This window comes from Winogradskyella ludwigii (assembly GCF_013403985.1).
Taxonomy (GTDB): domain Bacteria; phylum Bacteroidota; class Bacteroidia; order Flavobacteriales; family Flavobacteriaceae; genus Winogradskyella; species Winogradskyella ludwigii.
This window is the reverse complement of sequence record NZ_JABFDF010000007.1, coordinates 17,438-41,850: the sequence shown is the minus strand read 5'-3', so window position 1 is coordinate 41,850 and position 24,413 is coordinate 17,438. Positions and strand designations below refer to the sequence as shown.

The following is a 24,413-nucleotide window of genomic DNA, read 5'->3' as shown; positions in this document are numbered from 1 at the left end:
GTTAGATTTATCCACCAACTAAAGGTGTTAATTTAATGAATGATACGGTTGTAGATTTATCGACAAGTACTTTTTGATTTACATTTTCTACTTGTTGGTCATCTACTATTAAAATAAAGGCATTAGTATTAAAAGCATCTAAAGCAATATATAGTTGTTTTTCAGTATCTATGGATTGGGTCTTTTTATTATTTAATTTGGATTCTAGTTTACTTGGTGTAACTAAGCCATTTTTATAGGATTCTACATTGTTCTCATACCGTGTAATCTCCAATTCTATTCTAGCTTTTATAAGTTCAGAAACTGTAATATATTCTTCATTAAATTTAAGTGTTATCTCATTTAAAATATCACCTGCAGCACTTTCATCTTGAATTGTTATTGTATTCATAAAAAGGAAATTTATTTGAGAAGTAAGTTATTAAATTTATAATAGAGGTCTATCTTTTTTAGATTAAATTTTAATAGATAGATTTTTATAATTAATTGAAGAGTTTGAATTTCAGTATTAAGCATAAAAAAGCCTATCTAAAAGACAGGCTCTGTTTTTTTCTTAAAAAGATTGAAAGGTATATAATTATATAACTTTTACGTTCACTGCGTTTAATCCTTTTTTTCCTTCTGCTAAATCGAATTCTACATTATCACCTTCTCTAATCTCATCGACTAAACCAGAAATATGTACAAAATGCTCTTTACCGTTTCCTTCTTCTGTTATGAATCCAAAACCTTTAGAGTCATTAAAAAATTTTACTGTACCAGTACTCATATTAAAATATATTAAATTAAGCCACAAATATAAGGTAATTAATTGAATTTCAATTAATTTAACGCAGTTATTTTTTTTGTCTGTAACTGTCTCTTTTATTAATATTTATAAGCTTTGGGTTTTAAACGTTGTACTCCGATAAAGGTCTTGTGAATTTTTCAGGGTTAGCTGCTAAATGGTATCGAGGGTCGTCAATAGCTTCAACAATTACATCTTTAAATTTAGGATTTGCTTTGTAGAGTAATATCTTACAATCTTCACTTAAATGTTTAAGTCTAATTGTTTTTCCTTCAGCTTGATATTTTTCAACAAGAATAAAAATCGCTTCTATAGCAGAATGATCTGAAACACGCGCTTCAACAAAATCAATTTCTACATGATCTGGATCATTTTTAATATCAAATTTCTCATTAAAAGCAGTAATACTTCCGAAGAATAATGGACCCCAAATTTCATATGTTTTTGTGCCATCGGTTTGAATGCGTTTACGTGCTCTAATTTTCTTAGCGTTTTCCCAAGCAAATGATAATGCTGAAATAATAACACCAACAAATACAGCAATCGCTAAATCGAAAATAACTGTTACAACTGATACAATAACAAGGACCACAGCATCAGACATTGGGATTTTTTTCATGATTCGTAAACTAGACCAAGCAAAAGTTTCTATAACCATCATGAACATTACACCAACTAAAGCCGCAATTGGTACTTGCTCAATATATTTATCTGCAAATAAGATAAAAGTAAGCAATGTAATTGCCATCATGACTCCAGATAAGCGACCGCGACCACCAGCATTAATATTAATTACGGTTTGACCAATCATTCCACAACCACCAGTTCCTCCAAAAATTCCACTAATCATGTTTCCAGAACCTTGAGCGATACATTCTCTGTTTCCATCTCCTCGTGAATCTGTTAATTCGTCTACAAGATTCATAGTCATTAATGTTTCTATTAGGCCTACTGAAGCAGCTAAAAATGCATAAGGCGCAATAAATTTCAATGTGTCTAAATTAAAGGGTAAATGGCTCCAAAGCTCGGCTAGGTTGAGTTTACTAGATAATTCATCAAATCCATTTAAACCAGCGCCTCCACCATCTCTAATAAAGTCTCCCACATTAATAGATTGTAGACCACCAAATATAGAAATTAAAGTCACTATTAAAATGGCTGTTAATGCAGCAGGCATTTTTTTAGTTAATTTAGGTAAACCCCAAATAATAAGCATCGTTAGTAAAACCAAGCCTATCATTACATAAAGTTTTTGACCTTCCATTATGGATTTTACAACACCACTATCTTTCACAGAGTAGAAGCCATTGTCTTGAAAATTGAAAACCACTTTTTGGGTATTTACATCGAAAACTTGATTGTTCGACATAATAAAAACTTCTTCTCCTGTATTGATATTGGTTATAGATTCTCCTTTTATTGAAAATAATTCGGTATCAGAAATTAAATCCCTGACCGTATTGTCGCTGACATTGTAAACTAATTCTTTAGATTCTGTATTACGCATGTTTTGTCCAAAGACATCCTTGTTGTTTTCCTTAAACATACCAAGTTGTGCCATGAAAATCACAATAGCTAAACCGTTTACAAATCCCATCATTACAGGGTGTGGAATTAAACGCACAAATTTACCAAGCTTTAAAATACCTGCTAATATTTGAATAATTCCCATTAATACAACAGCCGCTAATAAGTAAAAATAGCCCATGTTTTCTACAGGAGTATCAAACAACAAACCTTTAGCATGGCCTTCTTGAATCATGTGAACAAAGATTACAGCAACGGCGCCTGCAGCACCAGATATTAAACCTGGTCGTCCTCCAAAAAGTGCAGAAATAATCCCGATTATAAATGCTCCAAAAAGCGCTACAATAGGACTAATTTGTGCAACAAAGGCAAAGGCGACAACCTCTGGAATCATAGCTAAGGATACAGTTATACCTGCAAGGATGTCATTCTTAGGGTTTTTGGTGAAGCTTTTTATCGTGTTTTGCCCGAATTTCATAGTTTATACTTTTAAAAGTCGGCAAAGATAGATTATTTAGATTTAAGGAGTAATACTGCCTGCCTATAAAACAAAAAAGCACCAGTATTAACTGGTGCTTTTTTGTTTTATAAATTTTGTTTTATTTTTTGTCTGGTGGAAATAGCATCAACATTTCTGAAACAAATTCTTTAATACGAGCTTCTTTTTTATCTGCATTATTAGCATTAAGGTTTCCAGTCCCTGAACCTTGCCATATTAATTCCTTCTTTTTTGTATCAATTAGATCTATAAATAGCATGCCTTCTGTAGTTGTAGAAATTTGGTTGTTATTCCAACCAGATCTCCAACCCCAGCCACCATAACCACCCCAACCCCAAGCTCCGTTGCCCCAAGCATTGTTGTAAACATCAACACGTTGGTTGGATTTAGTGAATATACTCACTAACATATCAGGATTTTCGGATTTTGTATAGCCTTTAGCCATAAGTTCTGCTTCAATAGCTCTCAGAATTCTACGTTTATCAATATCATTGATTTCTGCTTTGTCAATACCAGGTTTAAAAAAGGCGAAGGTTTTGTAATTGTCAAAATTTGCTTCTCTATCATAATCAGCAGCAACTCTTACTGAGCTGCAAGATGCTAATCCTATTAATAGTAGAAACATTGGAGTAAATTTCAATAGCTTTTTCATAATGGCTTTTTTTTTAATTATACGTTATCTAATAAATTATCATCAACGAAATTAGGTAAGGTTATTTTTAAGTTTGGTTCAGATTCCATAGCTCGCTTTATTGCAAAAACGGCACCTTCATTTCTAGCCCAGCTTCGTCTTGAGATGCCATTGTTAACATCCCAAAATAGCATTTGTTTTAAACGTTTTGATGCTTCCTTACTACCATCAAGAACCATACCAAATCCACCATTAATCACTTCTCCCCAGCCAACGCCACCTCCGTTATGGATACTCACCCAAGTGGCTCCTCTAAAGCTGTCTCCAATAACATTTTGAATGGCCATATCTGCTGTAAATCGAGAACCATCATATATATTACTTGTTTCTCTGTATGGTGAATCTGTTCCTGATACATCATGATGATCTCTTCCTAGAATAATAGTTTCTATGTCACCATTTTTTATGGCTTGGTTAAATGCTTCGGCAATTTTCATTCGTCCTTCGGCATCTGCATATAATATTCTAGCTTGGGAGCCTACTACAAGTTTATTGTCTTGTGCTCCTTTTATCCATTGGATATTATCGGCCATTTGTTGCTGAATTTCATTTGGAGAATTTTTCTTAATCTCTTCTAAAATTTCACAAGCAATAGCATCTGTTTTTGCTAAATCTTCAGGTTTACCAGAAGCACAAACCCAGCGGAAAGGTCCAAATCCATAATCAAAACACATTGGACCCATGATATCTTGAACATAACTTGAATATCTAAAATCAATACCATTGTCTGCCATAATATCTGCACCTGCACGAGCGGCTTCTAATAAAAAAGCATTTCCATAATCGAAGAAATAGGTGCCTTTTGCGGTGTGCTTGTTTATGGCCTTGGCGTGACGACGTAAAGTTTCTTGAACTTTTTCTTTAAACATTTCAGGTTCATTAGCCATCATAATATTAGCATCTTCAAATGAAATATCTACAGGATAATAACCTCCAGCCCAAGGGTTATGGAGTGATGTTTGATCACTTCCTAAATCGATATGAATATTAGCTTCGTCAAATTTTTCCCAAACGTCTACTATGTTTCCGAGATAGGCGATGGAAATAGTTTCTTTTTCAGTTTTAGCTTTACTAACACGATTGACTAATTCGTTTAAATCTGATATTTTTTCATCTATCCAACCTTGATCTAATCTTACTTGCGTGATTTTAGGATTTACTTCAGCACAAACGGTAATACAACCTGCAATGTTTCCTGCTTTTGGTTGTGCTCCAGACATGCCACCTAATCCAGAAGTAACAAATAAATTCCCTTTAGGTTCTTTTTTGATTTTTCTAAAACCATTAAGAACAGTGATCGTGGTGCCATGAACAATACCTTGAGGTCCAATGTACATGTAGCTTCCTGCAGTCATTTGGCCATATTGAGTAACGCCTAAGGCATTAAATTTTTCCCAATCATCGGGTTTGGAGTAATTGGGAATCATCATACCATTAGTCACAACAACTCTTGGAGCTTCTTGGTGAGAAGGGAATAATCCCATTGGGTGGCCCGAATACATGACTAAGGTTTGTTCGTCATTCATTTCGGCTAAATACTTCATGGTTAATCGGTATTGAGCCCAATTTGAAAATACTCCACCATTACCACCATAAGTTATTAATTCGTGAGGATGCTGTGCCACAGCATAATCTAAATTATTCTGAATCATTAACATAATGGCAGCAGCTTGATTTGATTTTGCTGGATATTCAGAAATTGGCCTGGCGTACATTTTATAATCTGGTCTTAAACGGTGCATGTAGATTCGGCCGTAAGTATCAAGCTCGTTTTTAAACTCAGGTAACAAGGTTTTATGATCTTTTTTATCAAAATAGCGTAAGGCGTTTCTAAGCGCTAGTTTTTCTTCTTCTGTAGACAGAATAGCTTTGCGTTTTGGTGCATGATTGATTGAAACATCATAAGGCTTTGGTTCTGGTAATATATTTGGAATGCCTTCTAATATGTGTTCTTTGAATGAGAGATCTGTAGTATGCATTACTTTTTTTTTAATGTATTTTTATTGAAGCCGTAAGGACAATGTCTGCAACCGCTTTGGCAACAATAGCCACGTTTTAAATGATATTGTTCGGTAAAACAACGATAACCTTCTGGTGTGAGATAGTAGTCTCCGTCTTCAATTGGGACGTGTTTTTTCATAGTTAATACCAAATAAACTTCAAAATGATAGGTTAAATTCGTTTCTATTTCCTTTATATTTCAATTTAAAATAGAACCGTAACCAATGCTATGCTTATATTTTCAATTTAATTTAAAGAAAATATATTCCAAATTTACCTTCAATAATTTTAAAATTCATTTGGTATAACAAAGATAACGTAATTTGGTTTGATTTTTGAAACGAATAAAACATGATAGTAATTTCAAAATATATAGTACCAAAAGGTTATTTAGGGATAACTATATTTCCGTTTATGTTCTTAACTGCAAAAGCTTTAAAAGAAAATATAGTACTCATTAATCATGAAAAAATTCACTTAAGGCAACAATTAGAATTACTAATTATTCCATTTTTCATTATTTATGTTTTTGAATTTTTATTACGATTAATACAATATAGAAATTGGCATTTGGCATATAGAAATATTTCTTTTGAACGTGAGGCTTATAAAAATGAAACCAACCTAGATTATTTGAAAATGAGGCCAGTATTTAGTGCCTTCAAATTTTTTAGAAAATAATTTTTGCTATTTTTTATATCGCATCAACTAACTTTGTTTTTGTAAAACGATAGAATTTGATAAACAGTAGCACTCACAACCAGAATTTAGTTCTTTCGGATAATTCAATTACACTTTCAATTAAGCGTGAAGATTTAATCCATCCCTTTATTTCTGGGAATAAATACAGAAAACTTAAATATAATATTCAGGAAGCGCAATCATTAAAATTAAAATCCTTGTTAACATTTGGTGGTGCGTTTTCAAATCATATTGCAGCTGTGGCCTACGCAGGAAAGACTTATGGTTTTAAAACTATAGGTGTGATAAGAGGAGATGAACTTAGGGAAAAGAAGGATTTAAATCCAACTTTAGAATTTGCAAAATCCTGTGGTATGGAATTTAAATTTGTAACTAGAGAAGCTTATAGAAATAAAAACAATACCGATTATATAACTAGTCTAAGAAACCAATTCGGGAATTTTTATTTAATTCCAGAAGGAGGAACAAATGAATTGGCAGTTAAAGGTTGTGAAGAGATTTTAGCTGAGCAAGATGAGCAATTTGATTATATCTGTTGCAGCGTTGGAACTGGTGGAACCATTTCAGGAATTATAAATTCAGTAAAAACACATCAGAAGGTATTAGGTTTTCCTGCATTAAAAGGTGATTTTTTACAACAAGATATTCGTAAATTTGCAAATCAAGAAAATTGGGAGTTAATAACAGACTATCATTTTGGTGGTTATGGTAAAATAAAACCTGAATTGATAACGTTTGTCAATACGTTTAAGAATGATTATAATATTCCGTTAGACCCAATATATACAGGTAAAATGATGTTTGGATTATTTCATTTAATTGAACAAGGTTTTTTTGCGAAGGATTCAAAAATTTTAGCCATTCATACAGGTGGCTTACAGGGGATTGCAGGTGTTAATAGTGTGTTGAAGCGCAAGAATTTACCTTTAATTGAAATTTAAAATATGAAAATTAGATATATAATTGTATTAGTTCTTTTAACAGCAATGAGTTGTGGTTCTAAAAAAGGTATTGTAACCAAAAGGAAGAAGAGCAGTACAACTAAAACCGTTGTTGTTAAAAATAGAGAGGTCGTTAAAGCACCTACGGTAGTTACTAAACCTGTTATAAAAGCTAATGACACTAGGAGTACTGTAGATATTTATATTGATCTTTATTCTGGGATTGCTCAAAATAATATGCGTACTCATAAAATTCCAGCGAGTATTACTTTGGCTCAAGGAATCTTAGAATCTGGCTCAGGGAGTGGTCGTTTAGCAGTCAAAGCAAACAATCATTTTGGAATTAAATGTCATGGTTGGACAGGAGCGAAAATTTACCATGATGATGATCGTTCACAAGAATGCTTTAGAAAATATACAAAAGCCGAGATGTCTTATGAAGATCATTCTAAATTTTTAACAGGAAGAGGGCGTTACGCTAGTTTATTCGATTTAAAACCTGATGATTACAAAGGTTGGGCTAAAGGCTTAAGAGCAGCAGGTTATGCAACCGATAGAAAATATCCTCAAAAATTAATCAGTTTAATTGAGCGTTATGAGCTTAATAAATTTGATGAAGAAGTCCTTAGTGGAACGACAACGAAATCAACTCGAAAATCTACTACGATCATAGAAGGTAGAAAGAAAGCTAATTCAAAAAAACATGTAGTATCTAAAGGGGATACTTTGTATTCGCTTTCAAGATTATATAAAATTTCTGTTGAAGCTATAAAGGCTCAAAACAAATTAAAATCAAACGACCTAACTATAGGTCAAGAACTTATTATTCCAAATTAATTTATGTTATATCAAAGAAGTAGTGCTTTATTTAAAGCAGCTCAAGAAGTTATTCCAGGTGGTGTTAATTCTCCAGTTAGGGCGTTTAGTGCGGTAGGAGGTACGCCTATTTTTGCTAAATCTGCAAAAGGAGCTTATGTATATGATGAAGATGGAAATCGATTTATCGATTATATAAATTCTTGGGGACCAATGTTGCTTGGTCATGCTTTTCCGCCTGTTGTAGAGGCTGTGATTGAAAAAGCAAAATTAGGAACGTCTTTTGGTATGCCAACTGCTATTGAAACTGAAATCGCAGAATTAGCGGTTTCTATGGTTCCAAATATTGATAAAATTCGTTTCGTAAATTCTGGTACAGAAGCTTGTATGAGCGCGATTAGACTAGCTAGAGGTTTTACTAAAAAAGATAAAATTATAAAATTTGCAGGTTGTTATCATGGTCATAGCGATTCGTTTTTAATAGCTGCAGGTAGTGGTGCCATAACTTTTGGTACGCCAAATAGTCCAGGTGTTACAGAAGGTACAGCCAAAGACACGTTGCTTGCTAAATATAATGATATTGACAATGTGAAAGCTCTTGTTGAAGCTAATAAAAATTCAATAGCAGCAATTATTGTCGAGCCGGTTGCAGGTAACATGGGTTGTATTCCTCCTGTAGAGGGCTTTTTAGAAGGTTTGAGAGCAGTTTGTGACGCTAATGATATCTTATTGATTTTTGATGAGGTAATGACAGGTTTTAGATTGGCTAAAGGTGGAGTACAAGAACTGAAAAGTGTAAATGCAGATATTGTTTGTTTTGGTAAAGTAGTTGGTGGTGGATTGCCTGTTGGTGCTTTTGCTGCTAGAAATGAAATTATGAATCATTTAGCTCCTTTAGGGCCCGTATATCAAGCAGGAACCTTAAGTGGGAATCCATTAGCAATGGCCGCAGGATTAGCAATGCTAAAAGCAATACAAGCAGATAAAGGTTTAATAAATAGGTTAGAAGAAAAGACGAAATATCTTCATGTTGGTATTTCGGAAGCGCTTAATAAGAATAATGTTACGCATACGATAAACCGAATTGGTTCTATGATATCAGTTCATTTTGCAGAAGATGCTGTTGTAGATTTTGACTCAGCAGCCAAAGGAAATAATGAGACCTTTAAAAAATTCTTTCATGGGATGTTAAATGAAGGCATATATATCGCTCCAAGTGCTTTTGAGACTTGGTTTATAACAGATGCTCTAACTTATGAAGATTTAAATAGTACGATTGCAGCTGTAGAGCAAATTGCAAAAACATTGTAATTCAAAAGCTATAGCGCTCTTGTCTTAGTTAAGCCTAAACATTTAAGTATAAAAAAAGCCTCGCACAATTTGCGAGGCTTTTTTTTAGTTATCTATTTGTTTGCTCTTTATAAAGCTCATATTGTTCTCTAGATAAAATTTCTTTTATTTTATCATCTAGTGCATTCGCTGCTTTTAGACTCTTTTCTTTGCTTAAAGGGTCATCTGTAAGCGTCGCATTTTGTTTTCCAAATACTTGAAAAGCTTTATACATTTGTTGACTCTGATCTTTACTGATTTTTAAGTATTTGGATAAAGCTTTAGTCTTACTAGCAGCCTTAGCATTTATTTCTGTCGTCGTAGTTGTCGATTGTGCTGTTACTGATTCAGTACCAAGAACCATTATAAAAGCGAACAAGCAAAGCGTAATTACCTTTTTCATTTTGGATTATTTAATTAAATTGGTGACTAAAGTAATAATTTTATTTAATAAAATAAAAAAGTATCGCTAATGCGATACTTTTTATAGTAATAAAGATTTGATATTATTTTATCTATTTTGATTTTCTTTTTCTTTTTTACCACGTTTATCCTTTCTTTTATGCTCTCTAGGCTTCATTTTTTCGAACTGAGAATATTGTTCAGAAGTTAAGATTGTTTTCATTTCTCGTTTCATTTCAATCTGTTGATCTAATCTGTTATTTTGCATTTTAAGAAATTCTTCCTTTGATGGTTTTTCTCTTTTTTCACCATCAGCGCGTTTATGTGATTTTCTATAGCTTTGCTTAGTTGTTTCTTGAGTTAAAAATAAGTTTTGAACTTTTTGTTGTTGCCCATCCGTTAAATCTAATTTTAAAGTCATTCTTTTTGCTTTTAAGGTAGCAATGTCACTAGGTGTCATTTCTTCTCTTAATTCAGATTTATCTTTTCTGTCTTTTTTCTGCTTTCTTTCTTGAGCCATGCCATTTAAGGTAAAAAGAGCTATAGCAATTACTAATAATTTTTTCATGTCTTTTATGTTTTATGTTATACTGTTTAGACCTAAGACTAACGGTTAAGTTTAACTAAGGTTTGATTTTTAACACGTATTTTAACATTTCCTATCTTTTTATGAGCCTAAGCGTTGTTTGGTATAAGTTTCCTTTTTCAACTTTGTTCTTTAGCCAAGCATAAGAACTTATAACAAAAATGTCTTCCTCATTTACTGAAGTCCATTTAAAGGAGATCTCTAGTTTGTTTTTAAATTCTTCGGTTATAATACTTTCTGGTTTTATGTAATACTGTTCTGCAAACTTTAAAAAAATAAGAATTCGTTCTTGTTCAATTTGGTTAAGATAAATGGTGTAACGCCTTCTAAAACTCTTAAGTCTTGAAAAAAATAAATCGTCTTCTTGTAATTCTATATACAATAATAGTTCTGCAATATTCTTTTTAATCACCCAATCGATGCCTGCTTTTTCTATGTACCATTGATCTGTATGGTAGAATTTTGCAGAAATCGATTTTGCTTTAAAAAACTCTTCTTTTTGAAAATAAAACATAAAACACGATAAGCGTAAGTTTAATAGTGTTTCTAAATCGTCATGTTTTTTATTCATAATGCTTTCAATAAGTTTTATGGCTTTGTTTTGATTGTTGCTATAATTAAGGTTTAGTGCTTCAACCAAGGTTTTCTTTAGAATGAAATTATTGTAGTAAGTACTGCGTTTTATGGTCATCAATTGATCCATTTCACTGATGTAGTGTAGGGATGCTTCAAATTTTTTATTTCTAAAAAGGGTGTTGGCAATGATGTAAGCAATCTCTATTTGGTAATACAATTGTTTTTCAGTGTCTTTTTTTGTTTTTAAAATGGCATAACTCTTAAGTACGAAATCTTCAATCTTATAGTACTTAGAGGTTGCTAATGCTGAAATGTTGGCAATAGCTAAAATTTGATATAAAGATTTAAATGAAAGAGATGCGTTTAATTCAATATTATGAGTTTTTAGTATGTTTTCGAGTTCAGATTCAAAATCGATAACAATGCCCTCGTAGTTTACTTTATGTAAAACAGATTTTAGCTTAGCATACACTATATTGAGTTGGTCTTCTAGTTGGTGCTTTTTCTGATTCTCTTTTTGTTTAATAATTAGTTCTTCTAAATCTATTTTAGGGTAGTTAGAGGCATACTGAATCTTTGTATGGTATACCTCGTTGAGTATAGCAAATAACAAATGCTCATCTGCTAGGCGTTCTGCCTTGTCTAAAATTTTATAAGCTATGTTATAATTGTTTTGGAGTAAAAAAGTACGTGATGCTAAAATGTATTTAACAATTTGCATGTCTATAGAATTTTCATCTTCGAGATTTTTATTGGCTGTAAAATCAATTAAGGATTGGAATAAACGTTTTCTAAGTGCATGATAAGCATTGCTTTTTTCTACATTATAAAGATTAAAGCATATTGATTTAGAGTTCTCATTAGAATTTGCGAGTAACTTAAATAATTTAATGTTTTTAGTGTCCTTGCGTTTGTTTTTTTGTTGTAGGTAATTCACAAATTTCTGATAATCTTCAGCAGCTAGCGTATCAATTATAGATTTCAATTCTATCATTTAATCGTCATTAATATATTTATTAAGTCTTTAAATCTAATGAAATTTAAATAAAGTGATAAAATATATCGTCAGTTTTGTTTTAATTGTGATTTTATAGCTCTTCCCTTTTGTTCGAGATTTGCCTCATAATCATTAAAACAAAACATTATGAATTATCAAACAACAGTTTCATTAAAAGAGGAAGAAAAAGCAAAGACAAAAAAGAAAGAAAAGAAAGTCTATAATAGCAAACCAACACCTGCATTTATAGGTGCTTCATGGTCTGCTTTACTTCTTGGTATGGTGTCGTACTGTGTTGGCTTATGGAATGCAGATATGATGCTAAATGAAAAAGGTTATTATTTTACAATTTTACTTTTTGGATTGTTCTCAGTAATATCTGTGCAAAAAGCAGTTAGAGATAAGCTCGAAAATATCCAAGTCACCGAAATGTACTTTGGAATCAGTTGGTTTACATCTATTGCAGCTATAGTTTTATTAACTATTGGACTTTGGAATGCCGATTTAGAGCTTAGTGAAAAAGGATTCTATGCCATGTCATTTACCTTAAGTTTATTTTCGGCAATCGCAGTACAAAAAAACACAAGAGATGTCGCTTATATTAATAACGAATTAGAAACAAACGAAGACGAAGATTAGTTTTGATGATAGGTTAGTTAGTAACCCAAAACCTCATAGCGTTAGTTTATGCTATGAGGTTTTTAAAATCATTTAGTATTTAGAGTCATCAGTTTGTTATTTTTAACCTTTCTATTTCAAAAGATTATATATATAATTTTTAGTATTAAATGTTAATAAACAAATGGCATACACCATTAAATTAAAATTTAAAAAACGACTTAAAAAGTTCATAATTGTACTCATTGGCATATTTGTTATGATAGGATCTGCACTTTATTTTTTTCAAGAAAAGTTCTTATTTTTCCCTAGTACTTTAGAGGAAAATTTTCAATATCAGTTTCAACATAATTTTGAAGAGTTATTTCTCAAAACAGATGAGAATACCGTAATAAACGCACTTCATTTTAAAATGGAAAATCCAAAAGGAGTTATTCTCTATTTTCATGGAAATGCTGGAGATCTAAGTCGTTGGGGAACTATTGCGGAATATTTTGTGTCTCAGCAATACGACGTACTTATTATGGATTACAGAACCTTTGGGAAAAGCAGAGGGAAGTTAAGTGAAGAAGGAATGTATAGTGATGCTCAGTATTGTTATGATTATCTTTTAAAACAATATTCTGAAAATGAAATTACTTTATATGGAAGATCTTTAGGGACAGGAATTGCATCATACTTAGCTTCAAAAAACAAACCAAAGCAGCTCATTTTAGAAACTCCTTATTATAGTATTTTGGATGTAGCAAAAGGTAGGTTTCCAATGTTGCCTGTAAAGCAATTGTTGAATTATCATTTTCCAACGTATCAATTTTTACCAAAAGCAACGTGTCCAATTATAATTATTCACGGAACAGAAGATAGCGTTGTGCCTTTTGTTTCAGCTAAAAAACTTTCAGAATTAAATATTGAAAATTTAAACTTTATTACTGTTAAAGGTGGTAAACATAATAATCTTATTGAGTTTGAAGATTATAGAAATGTAATTCAAGAGCGATTAAAGTAATGTGTTTTTAATATTAAGCCACTCTTATAAATCAGATATAGAATAGGTAATCCTGATGCGACTACCAATACTAAAATTAGTATTGATAATTTAAAACCTATAAACGGAATTTTATTAACATCTGAAAGCAATGTTGTTTTTTGAAATAAGTAATAACAATTTGAAGCAGATAAGGAAATAACAAAAGCGATTAGGACATATTTTGTTAATGGATAATGTGGATTGATATTCGTTTTGTGAAATAATAAAAGTACAATTACACAACTGATAACGACTGCAAAAATTAGCGTATTAAATAGCTCCTTTTTATCTTTAGTATTGCTGCTAAATCGCTTTTGCGTACGTAAACAATCGGAGCAATAATTAAGGTTGTTGTAAATACACGTGTGGCACATACCTCGTTTACAACCTTCACATTTTTTTTGTAAAAATAAGTTAGGATGTGTATGGCAGAAGTATAGTGCTTTTTGATTGTGGTCGCTCATTGGCACTAATATATAGTTTTCTGAATAAAAAAAAGGCTTCAATTTAAATTGAAGCCTTTTTTATAATGTATTTTAATTAAAATTATTTAGGATCTAAAATAAGATTAATACGCTCAATTGCATCTGCAATATGGATTCTACTTATAGAATCTCCACCACGTGCAGAACGTAATTGGCTACGTAATGATTTTAACTCTGCTCTTACAACCGCTCTAATATCAGATTGGCTTGTGTTAACAGGAGTCACTTTAACATAAGGACTAGATCTTCTTCCTGCAGTTTGGTTTTTTGCAGTCATTAAATACTCTAACCTATCAATATGTGCACGTTGTAAATTACGTCTGTAAGTATCTATTTTCTTACCTGTACGTAATTCACTCCAAACACCTTTACGTAAATCGCTCATCATATCAGTTAACGCATAAGCATTACTGTCATACGTATTTGCTTCAATTAGACGCTGCATTTTACCTAAACTCATAATATTGTTTAGTGTTCTAGCTTGCAATCCTCTTACACGCTCTACAGAACCTGTAAACTCAATACGATCAAAAATGTTTTTATCAATTAACCAATCTGGAGTTTCAAATAAGTTGGCTTGAATAAAAGCCATTGCTTTCTTCTGGTGATCTTTAGGTACAGCTGTATAAACAGCACCTTCTTGGTCAGCAGCTTTGTAGTTTTCATAAACACCACCGATATTATTAGAAACATGTCCCATATAACGGTTAAACTGAGAAACAACATGACCATACATTTCATCTAAATCATCATAACCTTCACCAGCTTCTGTAGTCCATTCAATTAAGTTTGGTACAATACGCTTTAAGTTTTTAATACCATAATCACTTGCTAACATAGCATCATCACCTAAATCTTCAGTTTGAGAACTTGGATCAACGACATCACCAGCTTGTTGATGTCCAAAACGGTACATTGGGTCACCAGCATGTTTCATAATCCACTCATTAAGAATTGATTTTTCTTCTTCAGCCGTTTTGTCTAAAATAGGTCTGTAACCCCAAGAAATAGCATACTTGTCATAAGTTCCGATATCTGGCATTAAAGCCACACCTTCATCACCTGGTTGTGCGATATAGTTAAAACGTGCATAATCCATAATAGATGGTGCAGTTCCGTAAACTTTAGTGAATTCGGCATCACGTAATTTTTCTACAGGATAAGCAACACTAGATCCCATGTTATGTGGTAAACCTAATGTATGTCCAACTTCATGAGAAGATACGAAACGAATTAAACGTCCCATTACTTCATCTTTAAATTGTGGACTCTGAGCCTCAGGATTAATCGCTGCAGTTTGTACAAAGAACCAACCACGTAGTAAAGACATTACATTATGATACCAGTTAATATCACTTTCTAATATTTCACCAGTTCTTGGGTCACTCACGTGAGGTCCATTGGCATTTGGAATAGGCGAGGCTAAATAACGTACTACAGAGTAGCGTGCATCTTCTGGGCTCCATTCTGGATCTTCTTCAACTGTTGGTGGCTCTTTAGCAATTATAGCGTCTTTGAAACCTGCAGCTTCAAAAGCAACTTGCCAATCTTCAATACCTTGTTTAATATATTTTTTCCATTGTTCTGGCGTTGCTCTATCAACGTAATACACAATTTGTTTTTTAGGTACTACTAATTCACCACGCTTAAATTTCTCAATGTCTTCATCTTTAACTTCTAATCTCCAACGATCTAAGAATTCTAAAGATTTACTTTTTTGATCACTTAAACCGTAATCTGTCTGGTTACTTGTAAACCATCCTACACGTTCATCAAAATAACGACGTTTCATTGGAACGCTTGGTAACAAGATCATAGAATTGTTAATTTCTAAAGATATTGCACCTGTATTAGAATTTGATGGTGGTGCTCCTGAAGCATACGTTTTTACTGTACGCGATTCAATATTTGTTGGGTAAGATTTGATACTTTCAATATATGAAAGTTGGCCATCTAAACGTGAAATTTTATATTGTTGTCTACTTCTTTGCGGAAACCCTAAAGGCTTAACATCTTTAGAGAATAAATCTGTAACATCAATAACAGTATTTGTAGAGTCTTTGCTGAACGCTTTAATTGGGAAACTTGCAATTACAGGCTCAAAATTAGAGTTTTCAACAGCCTCATGTACTGGTAAAGAATCTGCAGCAACTACTTGGTGAGATACCATACGTAATAATACTTTTTTGTCTTTCTTTTCCCAGCGAAGTACTTGTTCACTCAATTTTCCACCACCAAAACCAAGTCCGGATGCTGTTTTAGAAATACGAGTTACCATTAACATTTGTCTGTTAAAAAGCGAATCTGGTATTTCGTAATAAAATTTATCATCTACAGTGTGCACTGTAAATAATCCTGCATCACTTTTAGCGTCTTTAGTAATAACTTTACTATACGGTTGTGGATCGTTTTTACCAGGTTTTTTACCTGATGGTTTTGCCATCGCTGTGGCATCTTTTTTAGATTTACTTGCTTTTTTTGCAGTAGAACATGAAAATGCAAGAAAAGCCGAAACTACAAAGAGTAGTTTGATTGATACGTTTTTCAAAATTGTCGGTTTTTTTAAAATTTTGTTGAAAATACGTATTCTATTAAGACACTGTTGATTTTAAAACCGAATTTAGTATTTCTTTAACGTGATTTTAACTATAGTGTGTTTAAGTAATCTTGAATTAATTGTGCACCCTCTATATGCTGCATTGAAGTTCCAATGAAAGGCATGCTTAGGCCATCTAAGTAAAATGATATTCTATACTCAATACTAAAACTGAGGGCTACAATATCTGTTTGATCCAAAGGAGTTTCAAAAGCTAAATTTAAAGTCGTTTCGTCATCACAGTGACCTCCAGGAACGTGGCAATGTGCACAATTAATATCCATATACGCTCTTGCTCTATCTTCTAACCTTTCATTAGTGTCTTCCCAGTCTGGAAGAACTGTAATAGAATTACTGTCTGTGACACCTGTTAATTGTGAGTTAGCTATAAATTGTTCTAATTGGTTTACTCCATTTAAACGAAAATTCATAGATCTTAATTTTGGGCCTATTGGAGTAATATTATCGTTATTACTGTGACAAGTAAAGCAATCTGTGTTAGAAGGGATTTTGTAAGTTGTTGAGTTAGTTACGCCATCTACATCTATCCATGAGATAGGTAATGTGCTTCCTGCTGTGTCTAAGACAGCATCCGTTTGATCTGCATTCCATGTGTAATCTCCTGTTTCCCAAACACCATTAATTTTTATTAAAATACGTGTTTCAATAATAGTTCTACCTAAGGATAAATCGCGTTCATCAAAATTGTAAAAGAACGTTTTTGCAATAACAGTGTTATCTGGGAAAATAGGTAATCCATCTCCATCAAATTCCATACTTGTTCCTTCTGGTAAGGCTATAATTCGTTGTTTATGTGCGTAATCTGAAAATAATGTGGTATTTAAATCATATTTAAAAGCTAATGGAGTTATTTCTAAATCTTCAAGATCATTAACAAATAAATTCATTTCAGATAAAGTAGGTTTGAATTCTGTTGCAACATTTGGTTGTAATGTTGTAAAGCTATATACATCTGTGTAGACGCTCTCAAAGTTTGTGCTGCACGTAGATTTAATATAAACATCATAAGTGGTGTTTCCTAATAATTCTGTAAGCTCAGCATCTGTATCAGATTCAGAAATTGTTGTTCCGTTACCTAAGCTAAATCCAGAAACACCATATTCTAAAGTGTGTTGCGCTAAAGCGTCAGTTGTTTCCCAAGTGATTATTGTAGAATTATGAGTTATAGAACTTGACGATACGTTAGTTATAGGATTGCAAATTGGATTTGGTGACGTTGTAAAACTGAAAGTATCAGTTTGTGCACTGATATTTGTAGAACTACATGACGTTTGTATATAAACATCGTAAGTGGTATTTGCTTGTAATGCGGTAAGTGTAGCATCTGTGTCAGTTGCCGAAACTATAGTTCCGCTACCTATTGTAAATCCAGAAAGACCATATTCTAAAGTGTGTTGACCTGAACTGTTAGTTGTGTTCCACGTTATTATTGCAGAATTATTAGTTATTGAATTTGATGATATATTAGTTGCGGTATCGCAAACAGCAGCAACGTCATCGTCATTATTACAAGAAAAAATAATACATGCGAAAGCGAATAATAAGTAGGTCTTTTTTAACATTAGATGTGATTTTCTGATTGATAGCAAGTTGCTAATGTAATAAAATTAATTTTTAACAAAAAAATAAACTGATGGTTAGCTTATTTGTTGAATATTATAATTAGCACTTATCGTTTCAAAAATTTAAAGCTTTCGGTTTGATTTTGTGAATTCATAATCTTTAAAACATAACTGCCTGAAGCTAAAATATCAATTTCAATGTTATTGGATCCATCTATGTAAGCGGAAGTAATTAGCCTGCCTGAAATATCATAAATAGAGTATGGATTGTTAACTAAAGGAGTGACGGAAATGAGTTGTAATCTATGATTAGATATATCCGTTATTAGTTTGGTTTTTTTCGCGGTAAAACTATTAATAGACAGGGCTTGCCTACCGTAATTAAGTTCTACCTCATTGCCATTATATATGGTTAGCATAGCATCAGAACCGCTTCCTGCAATTTCAAATGTGTATATGTCTTCATTAAGGTTGAAAAAATTCATGTATGACGTTTCAAAAATCGCTTGGTCTGCAATGTCACAGAAACTTAGTGTCCAACCTATATCTCTAATTATAAAAGAATTTGGTTGTACTGGATTGTCATACATACCGTTGAATCCATTACAAGTGGAGCTGCCATAAAAATTACTTTGGCCATTAGTAATATCGTCAGAAAAGAGTATACTTAAGTTAGGGTTAAAAGTATTCTCAAGTAAAATATCAAATTCCCAAATAGAATGAATAAACCATTCTCCGCTTAGTACGTTTGAAGGTGCGTCTTCACGGCCTAAGTTTATGACATCTCCTTGGTTGTTGGTAAAACTTAAATTGTGTAAATCATTAGTAAATGAATACGTTAAATTTCCAGGTTCTTGTAAAATTGAAAAGTAGGAGTTCTCAAAGTCAGTTTCCTCAGTTGTAGTACATGAGTTGTCTGTAGTTTCAAAATAAGGAATAAGACTTATAGCATTATTTTGTTCGCTCTCAAAGTACGAAGTAAAAGAGTTACAAATGCCATTGCCGTATATATAACGTCCCCAATATTGGTCTAAAGGTGCACTGCTAAATGAATTGTGAAATTCAATATTTGGCGGTGTTGTAACCGTTGAAGGTAAACTAATGATGTTTCCATTTGATTCTAGAGAAATTACATTCCAATTACCTATGAAGTTCTGTGAATTTATGACTATTGTAAAGCATAAAAGTATGATTAAGGTTGCGTAGCTTTGTTTCATAGAATGAGCGTTTTATAAAGGTTTTAATTATTAGTAACGCTCTAATATATAGTTTTTAAACTAAAAAAAAAGGAACTACCTCTCGGCAATTCCTTTTTTATAAATTTATGTTAGAAGGTTTTTAAACAAGCTCTACAAATAAACCGTCATCAGTTTTTTCAACCTTTGTTAGTCCATGTTTACTCAAGCCTTTTAAACCTTTGTCCCAACCTTTATTACTTAAGCCAGATTTTGATTTAAGAACGTTTAAATCCATGCGCTTTTCAGATTTTAAAACCTCTAAAATTGCTTTTTCATTATCACTAAGATCTACCTTTTTCTTCTCTGGTCGCATTTGAGGGAAGAATAAAACCTCTTGGATACTTTGGTTATTAGTTAAGAACATTATTAAGCGGTCCATACCAATTCCCATTCCAGATGTTGGAGGCATTCCGTATTCTAGCGCACGTAAAAAATCATGATCTATAAATTCAGTCGCTTCGTCATCACCTTTTTGTGCTAGTTTTAATTGGTGCTCAAAACGTTCGCGCTGATCAATTGGGTCATTAAGTTCAGAATAGGCATTAGCAACTTCCTTACCACAAACCATAAGTTCAAAACGCTCAGTTAATTCAGGATTTTCTCTATGCTCTTTACATAAAGGGCTCATTTCTTTAGGATAATCTGTAATAAATGTTGGTTGAATATAATTCCCTTCACATTTCTCACCAAAAATCTCATCAATCAGCTTTCCTTTACCCATGGTTTCATCAACCTCAATATGCATACCTTTTGCTGCAGCTCTAATTTCGTCTTCAGATTTGTTGTAAATATCAAAACCTGTAAATTCTAAAATAGAATCGCGCATGGTAATACGCTTATATGGTGCTTTAAAGTTTATTTTATGTTCTCCAAAAGTAGCCTCTGAAGTTCCGTTTACAGCAATAGCACAATGTTCTAATAATTTCTCACAGAAATCCATCATCCAATTGTAATCTTTGTACGATACATAGATTTCCATGGCTGTAAATTCAGGATTGTGAGTTCTGTCCATTCCTTCATTTCTGAAGTTTTTAGAAAACTCATAGACACCATCAAAACCACCAACGATTAAACGTTTTAGATATAATTCGTTAGCAATTCGCATGTATAATGGAATGTCTAAACTATTGTGATGCGTCATAAAAGGACGTGCAGCAGCGCCTCCAGGAATCGGTTGTAAAACCGGAGTTTCAACTTCGAAATAACCAGAGTCATTAAAGAAAGATCGCATGGCGTTAAACAATTTTGTACGCTTTATAAATACTTCCTTAACATGCGGATTTACTACTAAATCTGCATAACGTTGTCTGTAACGCATTTCAGGATCTGTAAACGCATCATACGTTTTACCATCTTTTTGTTTTGGTATAGGTAATGGCTTTAAAGCTTTACTCAATAATTTGAAATTCTTTACCATTACGGTTTTTTCGCCAACTTGCGTTGTGAAAAGAGTCCCTTCTATACCAACAAAATCACCTAAGTCTAATAATTTCTTAAAGACATCGTTGTATAAGGTTTTGTCTTCACCTTCACAGATTTCATCTCTATTAAAATACACTTGAATACGACCTTCACTGTCTTGCAATTGTGCAAAAGACGCTTTTCCCTGAATGTTAATAGCCATTAAACGACCAGCAATAATCACCTGTTTACCGTCTTCAAAATCAGCTTTAATCTGTTTGGAAGTATGATTAACCGGAAATAAATCCGCTGGATAAGGGTTGATCCCTAAAGCTCTAAGCTTTTCTAACTTTTGGCGTCTTACCAATTCTTGTTCTGAAAGTTGCATTCTTATTTATTTTTATAGGCTTATTTGTTTTTTAAATAAGCAGACACAAAATTACACTTTTTACAAAAATTAGAGAACACCTTTTTAGTTTGATTTAACAACCTTTAAATTTTCTTTTAAATCTTCGTTATCTGGATGCTTCTTTATGGCGTCTTCAAGCACTTTTATAGCCTCGGTTTTATTACCGGAAATGCCAAGTGTATTCGCTAAACTCATAAATGTTCTTGGTTGATTTGGGAATAACTGTGTATTTAAAGTAAATACTTCAATAGCATCATTTATGCGGTCTGTACCAAAGAGAATATGACCATAAGTATTTAATCCAGACATGTTTGGTACTTTTCCTTCAAACTGTTTAAGTAACTTTTTTTGTTTTCGTTTTAAACCTTTAGAGCCTTTTTTACTAAGAATATGGTCGACAGTTGTTACAACTTGATAGTTTGATTTGTAATCGTTTATGGTAATGATATTCTGTATGTCTTCTTCGAAAGTATCAATAGGATGCTCAACAATTCTATTCACTTCTTTTTCGTTTTTATAAAAAATAACGGTTGGTACTCTGTGAATATTAAGACCAGCTTCTTCATGTTGTGGACTTTGTTTGTACATACCTGCTTTTCTACTCACAGCAACAACGGTTAATTGTTCCATAGGAAAATTGCATGCTTCTAAAACTTTGTAGAGTCTCGGGACTTCCTGTTTGCTGTCTCCACACCAAGTTCCCATAAAAAGAGTAATCTTATATTTTTTTAATTCTGAAGAGATAGAGTTAATTAATTCTGAATTAGGTTCATAATCATCATGGTTTGCAGTAAACCACGATGTGTAATTTTCGCCTTCTAATCCGGATTTGTCAATTTTTCCGAGTAAAAAAGGAGTTTCGCCTTCTTCAATGATTTCTTGATTGAGGTGTTGTGCATGAATTTGAAATGCAAATACTAATGCCATTAAGAGTGTTGAAATGTTTGTTTTCATATTGATAATTTGTTAGATTAATATGAAAGCAAACATCAATGATAAAGATGTGAATTTTGAAAATGTAAGGTTGGAAATTGGTACTAGTACCTAGGTTGAATTTTGTAACTATTTGATAAATAGTGATTTTGCGTCGTCTCGAGATTGCACGTTTAATTTCTTGTAGATGTTATTGGTGTGCGATTTTACGGTGCTCACACTTAGAAAAAGTGATTCTGCAATGTCTTTATTTGTTTTATCTTGAAGAATATGATCTAAAACCACTTGTTCTTGCTTAGATAATTTGGCTTTTAAATCTTCAATTTTAGATTGGTTTTGTTTCCAAAAGCGATACAAGAAAAATAAATTCAGAATAACAGATATTGCTAAAATAGCGTAGAGTAGAGCACTCCATTTAGACTTGGTTTGTGCTGTAGATGCTGCTAGCATGTAACGGTCAGCTTTTAACTCGTTTGTATATTGTTTGGTATAAGGAGCATTTGGATAAGTTGTTTCTAATCGTGTTTGTAAATTTGTGTAATAACTGTTATGTTTTAAATCTTCGACATAATAATTATGCAAATCACTGCTTCTTTCGGATAAATAGGAATAAATATAAAGTTCTGCAATGGGCTCATTTAGAGCTTCACCAAAATATTGAAGCGTTTTAAACCACTTTTTATTATTCAATTTACGGTTGGCTTCACTTCTAAATTCTCCATAAGCAAAACGCATATCGTTTTTTAGAGAATCGATTTTTACAAAAGCATTGGCTTTAGGATTGTTAGATTCTACGCGGCAAAACACTTGGTTACCAAATGAAAAAGGAAGCTTAAGTGTGTCTGTGTTCTTAGCAATAAATAACAATTCTTCGCTGTCGTTACAATGCCCATTAAAGTGATTGGCACCTTGTAAACTAGCGATACAATTGTCTATATGTATTCTGTATATACGGTTTTCTACATCGAGCATATCGCCTTTAAACTCAAAGTGTCCAGTCTCGTCGGCTGATGTTTTAGCGATAATTTGTTCAGAATAAACACCAGACATTTTCCGGTAATCTTCAACAACAGAAAGGTAAACAGGATTTTGCCATTCGTCTGGGTTAATATAACCTGAGAATGAATATTGCCCATGACAGAGGCCATAAAAAGCTAAGAAGATCAAAAGAAATTTTAATCGCATAAAACGAAACTACATAATTTTATTCTCATTTCAATGTGTTCAATTAACAATAAGTGTAACATTTAGAGAAGAAATGCGTCATATAAACACATCAAATCATCAAACGAATTATGAGTATCTGGCGCGTTATCCTTTCTATTATTTGTCCACCTTTAGCAGTTCTTGATAAAGGTTGTGGTTCTATCTTAATTACTTTTCTCTTAACGCTATGTGGCTGGGTTCCTGGCGTCATTGCAGCATTGGTTATTCTTAACAATCCTGAGCGATAAAAACCTTACCTTTGTGGTCTAAAATATTTAAAATTTTACAATGAAAAGGTTGTTTACAATACTTGCTTGTGTGTCATTAATGATGGTTACAAGTTGTCAGTTTTCTGAAAATATTTACGTCAATGAAAATGGTAGTGGTACAGTAAAGTTCTCAATGGATGCATCAGAAATGATGGATGTGTTAGGACAACTAGGTGAGAATGCTTCAGATAAAATGAGTAAAGCTGTAGATTCTACAATCGTTTTTAAGGACTTTTTGGTAGAATATAAAGATAGTATTTCTAATTTGTCTTTAGAGGAACAGGAAAAGATTAAAGCTATGGAGGATTATAAACTTCACATGGTTATGGATCCTGATAAGAGAAAGATGTTTTTTAATATTGAAACAGATTTTGACAATGCCAGCGAGTTGCGTGATATGTATAAAGCAATGAATAATTTTAATAGTTTAAAAGGAGGTGAAACTGCTAGTGATAATTTGCCTTTAAGTCCATTTTCTAGTATGGGAAATGAAGGCTCTACTTTGGTTAGTTACTCATATAATGGTACCGTTTTTAAAAGAAATGTTGCAATTATTGATAAGGAAAAGCATCAACAATCTTTAGATAGTATAGATAAATCGGCTTTGATGTTGGGATCTTCGAAGTATATAATTAATTACCATTTTCCTAAACCTGTAAAGTCCTTTTCAAAACAAGGAGCCATGTATAGTGAAGATAGAAAAACGGTTACCTATGAAGTTGGCTTTATAGACATGCTTAAGGATCCTGAAATATTAAATATTGAAGTTATCTTAGAGGATTAAAAAATTATTA

The 24,413-nt window shown here is 32.5% G+C and carries 23 protein-coding genes; 8 read left to right on the top strand and 15 right to left on the bottom strand.

What is annotated here, in order from left to right; all coding sequences use genetic code 11:
• Positions 1 to 7 precede the first annotated feature (7 nt).
• The 6 genes from HM981_RS15405 to HM981_RS15380 form a co-directional block, all read right to left on the bottom strand.
• On the bottom strand, positions 8 to 391 hold the full coding sequence (locus tag HM981_RS15405; RefSeq protein ID WP_178985800.1) for a hypothetical protein: 384 nt from the start codon (positions 389 to 391) through the stop codon (positions 8 to 10).
• A gap of 186 nt (positions 392 to 577) precedes the next feature.
• A complete protein-coding gene (locus tag HM981_RS15400) occupies positions 578 to 769 on the bottom strand; it encodes a cold-shock protein (RefSeq protein WP_179339703.1) in 192 nt (63 codons plus the stop codon).
• A 121-nt stretch (positions 770 to 890) separates the two neighbouring features.
• Complete coding sequence (locus tag HM981_RS15395; protein WP_179339702.1) at positions 891 to 2,792, bottom strand: SulP family inorganic anion transporter; 1,902 nt, start codon at positions 2,790 to 2,792, stop codon at positions 891 to 893.
• Positions 2,793 to 2,913: 121 nt separating this feature from the next.
• Positions 2,914 to 3,465, bottom strand: a complete 552-nt coding sequence (locus HM981_RS15390) for a DUF4136 domain-containing protein (protein WP_179339701.1) — start codon at positions 3,463 to 3,465, stop codon at positions 2,914 to 2,916.
• A 17-nt stretch (positions 3,466 to 3,482) separates the two neighbouring features.
• Positions 3,483 to 5,483 (bottom strand): urocanate hydratase, encoded by a 2,001-nt coding sequence (locus tag HM981_RS15385; RefSeq protein ID WP_179339700.1) that lies wholly within the window; start codon positions 5,481 to 5,483, stop codon positions 3,483 to 3,485.
• A complete protein-coding gene (locus HM981_RS15380; RefSeq protein ID WP_179339699.1) occupies positions 5,483 to 5,644 on the bottom strand; it encodes a DUF5522 domain-containing protein in 162 nt (53 codons plus the stop codon). The genes HM981_RS15385 and HM981_RS15380 overlap by 1 nt, the downstream gene beginning before the upstream one ends.
• 212 nt (positions 5,645 to 5,856) lie before the next feature.
• On the opposite strand from HM981_RS15380, the gene HM981_RS15375 reads away from it, so the two are divergent.
• Genes HM981_RS15375 through hemL form a run of 4 tightly spaced genes read left to right on the top strand, consistent with a single transcriptional unit; the run spans position 5,857 to position 9,275 of the window.
• Positions 5,857 to 6,186 (top strand): hypothetical protein, encoded by a 330-nt coding sequence (locus tag HM981_RS15375; protein WP_179339698.1) that lies wholly within the window; start codon positions 5,857 to 5,859, stop codon positions 6,184 to 6,186.
• Between the two features lie 59 nt (positions 6,187 to 6,245).
• A complete protein-coding gene (locus tag HM981_RS15370; RefSeq protein WP_394351716.1) occupies positions 6,246 to 7,148 on the top strand; it encodes a 1-aminocyclopropane-1-carboxylate deaminase/D-cysteine desulfhydrase in 903 nt (300 codons plus the stop codon).
• A 3-nt stretch (positions 7,149 to 7,151) separates the two neighbouring features.
• The gene (locus HM981_RS15365; RefSeq protein ID WP_179339696.1) at positions 7,152 to 7,985 is read left to right on the top strand and encodes a glucosaminidase domain-containing protein; all 834 of its coding nucleotides are present in this window, start codon (positions 7,152 to 7,154) and stop codon (positions 7,983 to 7,985) included.
• Positions 7,986 to 7,988: 3 nt separating this feature from the next.
• Complete coding sequence (gene hemL, locus HM981_RS15360) at positions 7,989 to 9,275, top strand: glutamate-1-semialdehyde 2,1-aminomutase (RefSeq protein ID WP_179339695.1); 1,287 nt, start codon at positions 7,989 to 7,991, stop codon at positions 9,273 to 9,275.
• Between the two features lie 88 nt (positions 9,276 to 9,363).
• Here the strand turns inward: hemL and HM981_RS15355 are convergent, their stop codons facing one another.
• From HM981_RS15355 to HM981_RS15345, 3 genes are all read right to left on the bottom strand, one after another.
• On the bottom strand, positions 9,364 to 9,696 hold the full coding sequence (locus tag HM981_RS15355; protein WP_179339694.1) for a hypothetical protein: 333 nt from the start codon (positions 9,694 to 9,696) through the stop codon (positions 9,364 to 9,366).
• Positions 9,697 to 9,804: 108 nt separating this feature from the next.
• The gene (locus tag HM981_RS15350) at positions 9,805 to 10,263 is read right to left on the bottom strand and encodes a hypothetical protein (RefSeq protein ID WP_179339693.1); all 459 of its coding nucleotides are present in this window, start codon (positions 10,261 to 10,263) and stop codon (positions 9,805 to 9,807) included.
• A gap of 91 nt (positions 10,264 to 10,354) precedes the next feature.
• A complete protein-coding gene (locus HM981_RS15345) occupies positions 10,355 to 11,851 on the bottom strand; it encodes a hypothetical protein (RefSeq protein WP_179339692.1) in 1,497 nt (498 codons plus the stop codon).
• Positions 11,852 to 12,001: 150 nt separating this feature from the next.
• On the opposite strand from HM981_RS15345, the gene yiaA reads away from it, so the two are divergent.
• Positions 12,002 to 12,493, top strand: a complete 492-nt coding sequence (yiaA, locus tag HM981_RS15340; RefSeq protein ID WP_179339691.1) for an inner membrane protein YiaA — start codon at positions 12,002 to 12,004, stop codon at positions 12,491 to 12,493.
• 163 nt (positions 12,494 to 12,656) lie between these two features.
• On the top strand, positions 12,657 to 13,478 hold the full coding sequence (locus HM981_RS15335; protein ID WP_179339690.1) for an alpha/beta hydrolase: 822 nt from the start codon (positions 12,657 to 12,659) through the stop codon (positions 13,476 to 13,478).
• Positions 13,479 to 14,045: 567 nt separating this feature from the next.
• Here the strand turns inward: HM981_RS15335 and HM981_RS15330 are convergent.
• The 6 genes from HM981_RS15330 to HM981_RS15305 all read right to left on the bottom strand — a co-directional run bounded on the left by HM981_RS15330 (position 14,046) and on the right by HM981_RS15305 (position 23,329).
• A complete protein-coding gene (locus tag HM981_RS15330; protein WP_317167183.1) occupies positions 14,046 to 16,535 on the bottom strand; it encodes a zinc-dependent metalloprotease in 2,490 nt (829 codons plus the stop codon).
• A 95-nt stretch (positions 16,536 to 16,630) separates the two neighbouring features.
• On the bottom strand, positions 16,631 to 18,163 hold the full coding sequence (locus HM981_RS17515) for a hypothetical protein (protein ID WP_246286312.1): 1,533 nt from the start codon (positions 18,161 to 18,163) through the stop codon (positions 16,631 to 16,633).
• Between the two features lie 107 nt (positions 18,164 to 18,270).
• Complete coding sequence (locus tag HM981_RS15320) at positions 18,271 to 19,380, bottom strand: META domain-containing protein (protein WP_179339689.1); 1,110 nt, start codon at positions 19,378 to 19,380, stop codon at positions 18,271 to 18,273.
• Between the two features lie 121 nt (positions 19,381 to 19,501).
• A complete protein-coding gene (gene lysS, locus HM981_RS15315) occupies positions 19,502 to 21,190 on the bottom strand; it encodes a lysine--tRNA ligase (RefSeq protein WP_179339688.1) in 1,689 nt (562 codons plus the stop codon).
• Positions 21,191 to 21,274: 84 nt separating this feature from the next.
• Positions 21,275 to 22,165: a thioredoxin family protein gene (locus HM981_RS15310; protein WP_179339687.1), complete on the bottom strand. Its 891-nt coding sequence runs from the start codon at positions 22,163 to 22,165 to the stop codon at positions 21,275 to 21,277.
• Positions 22,166 to 22,273: 108 nt separating this feature from the next.
• Entirely contained in the window at positions 22,274 to 23,329 is a 1,056-nt protein-coding gene (locus HM981_RS15305; RefSeq protein ID WP_246286308.1) for a response regulator transcription factor, read from the bottom strand.
• 110 nt (positions 23,330 to 23,439) lie between these two features.
• Here HM981_RS15305 and HM981_RS15300 point away from each other — a divergent pair, with 110 nt between their 5' ends.
• Together HM981_RS15300 and HM981_RS15295 are read left to right on the top strand one after the other, a co-directional pair.
• A complete protein-coding gene (locus tag HM981_RS15300; RefSeq protein ID WP_179339686.1) occupies positions 23,440 to 23,598 on the top strand; it encodes a YqaE/Pmp3 family membrane protein in 159 nt (52 codons plus the stop codon).
• A 40-nt stretch (positions 23,599 to 23,638) separates the two neighbouring features.
• A complete protein-coding gene (locus tag HM981_RS15295) occupies positions 23,639 to 24,403 on the top strand; it encodes a hypothetical protein (RefSeq protein ID WP_179339685.1) in 765 nt (254 codons plus the stop codon).
• The last annotated feature ends 10 nt before the right edge of the window (positions 24,404 to 24,413 follow it).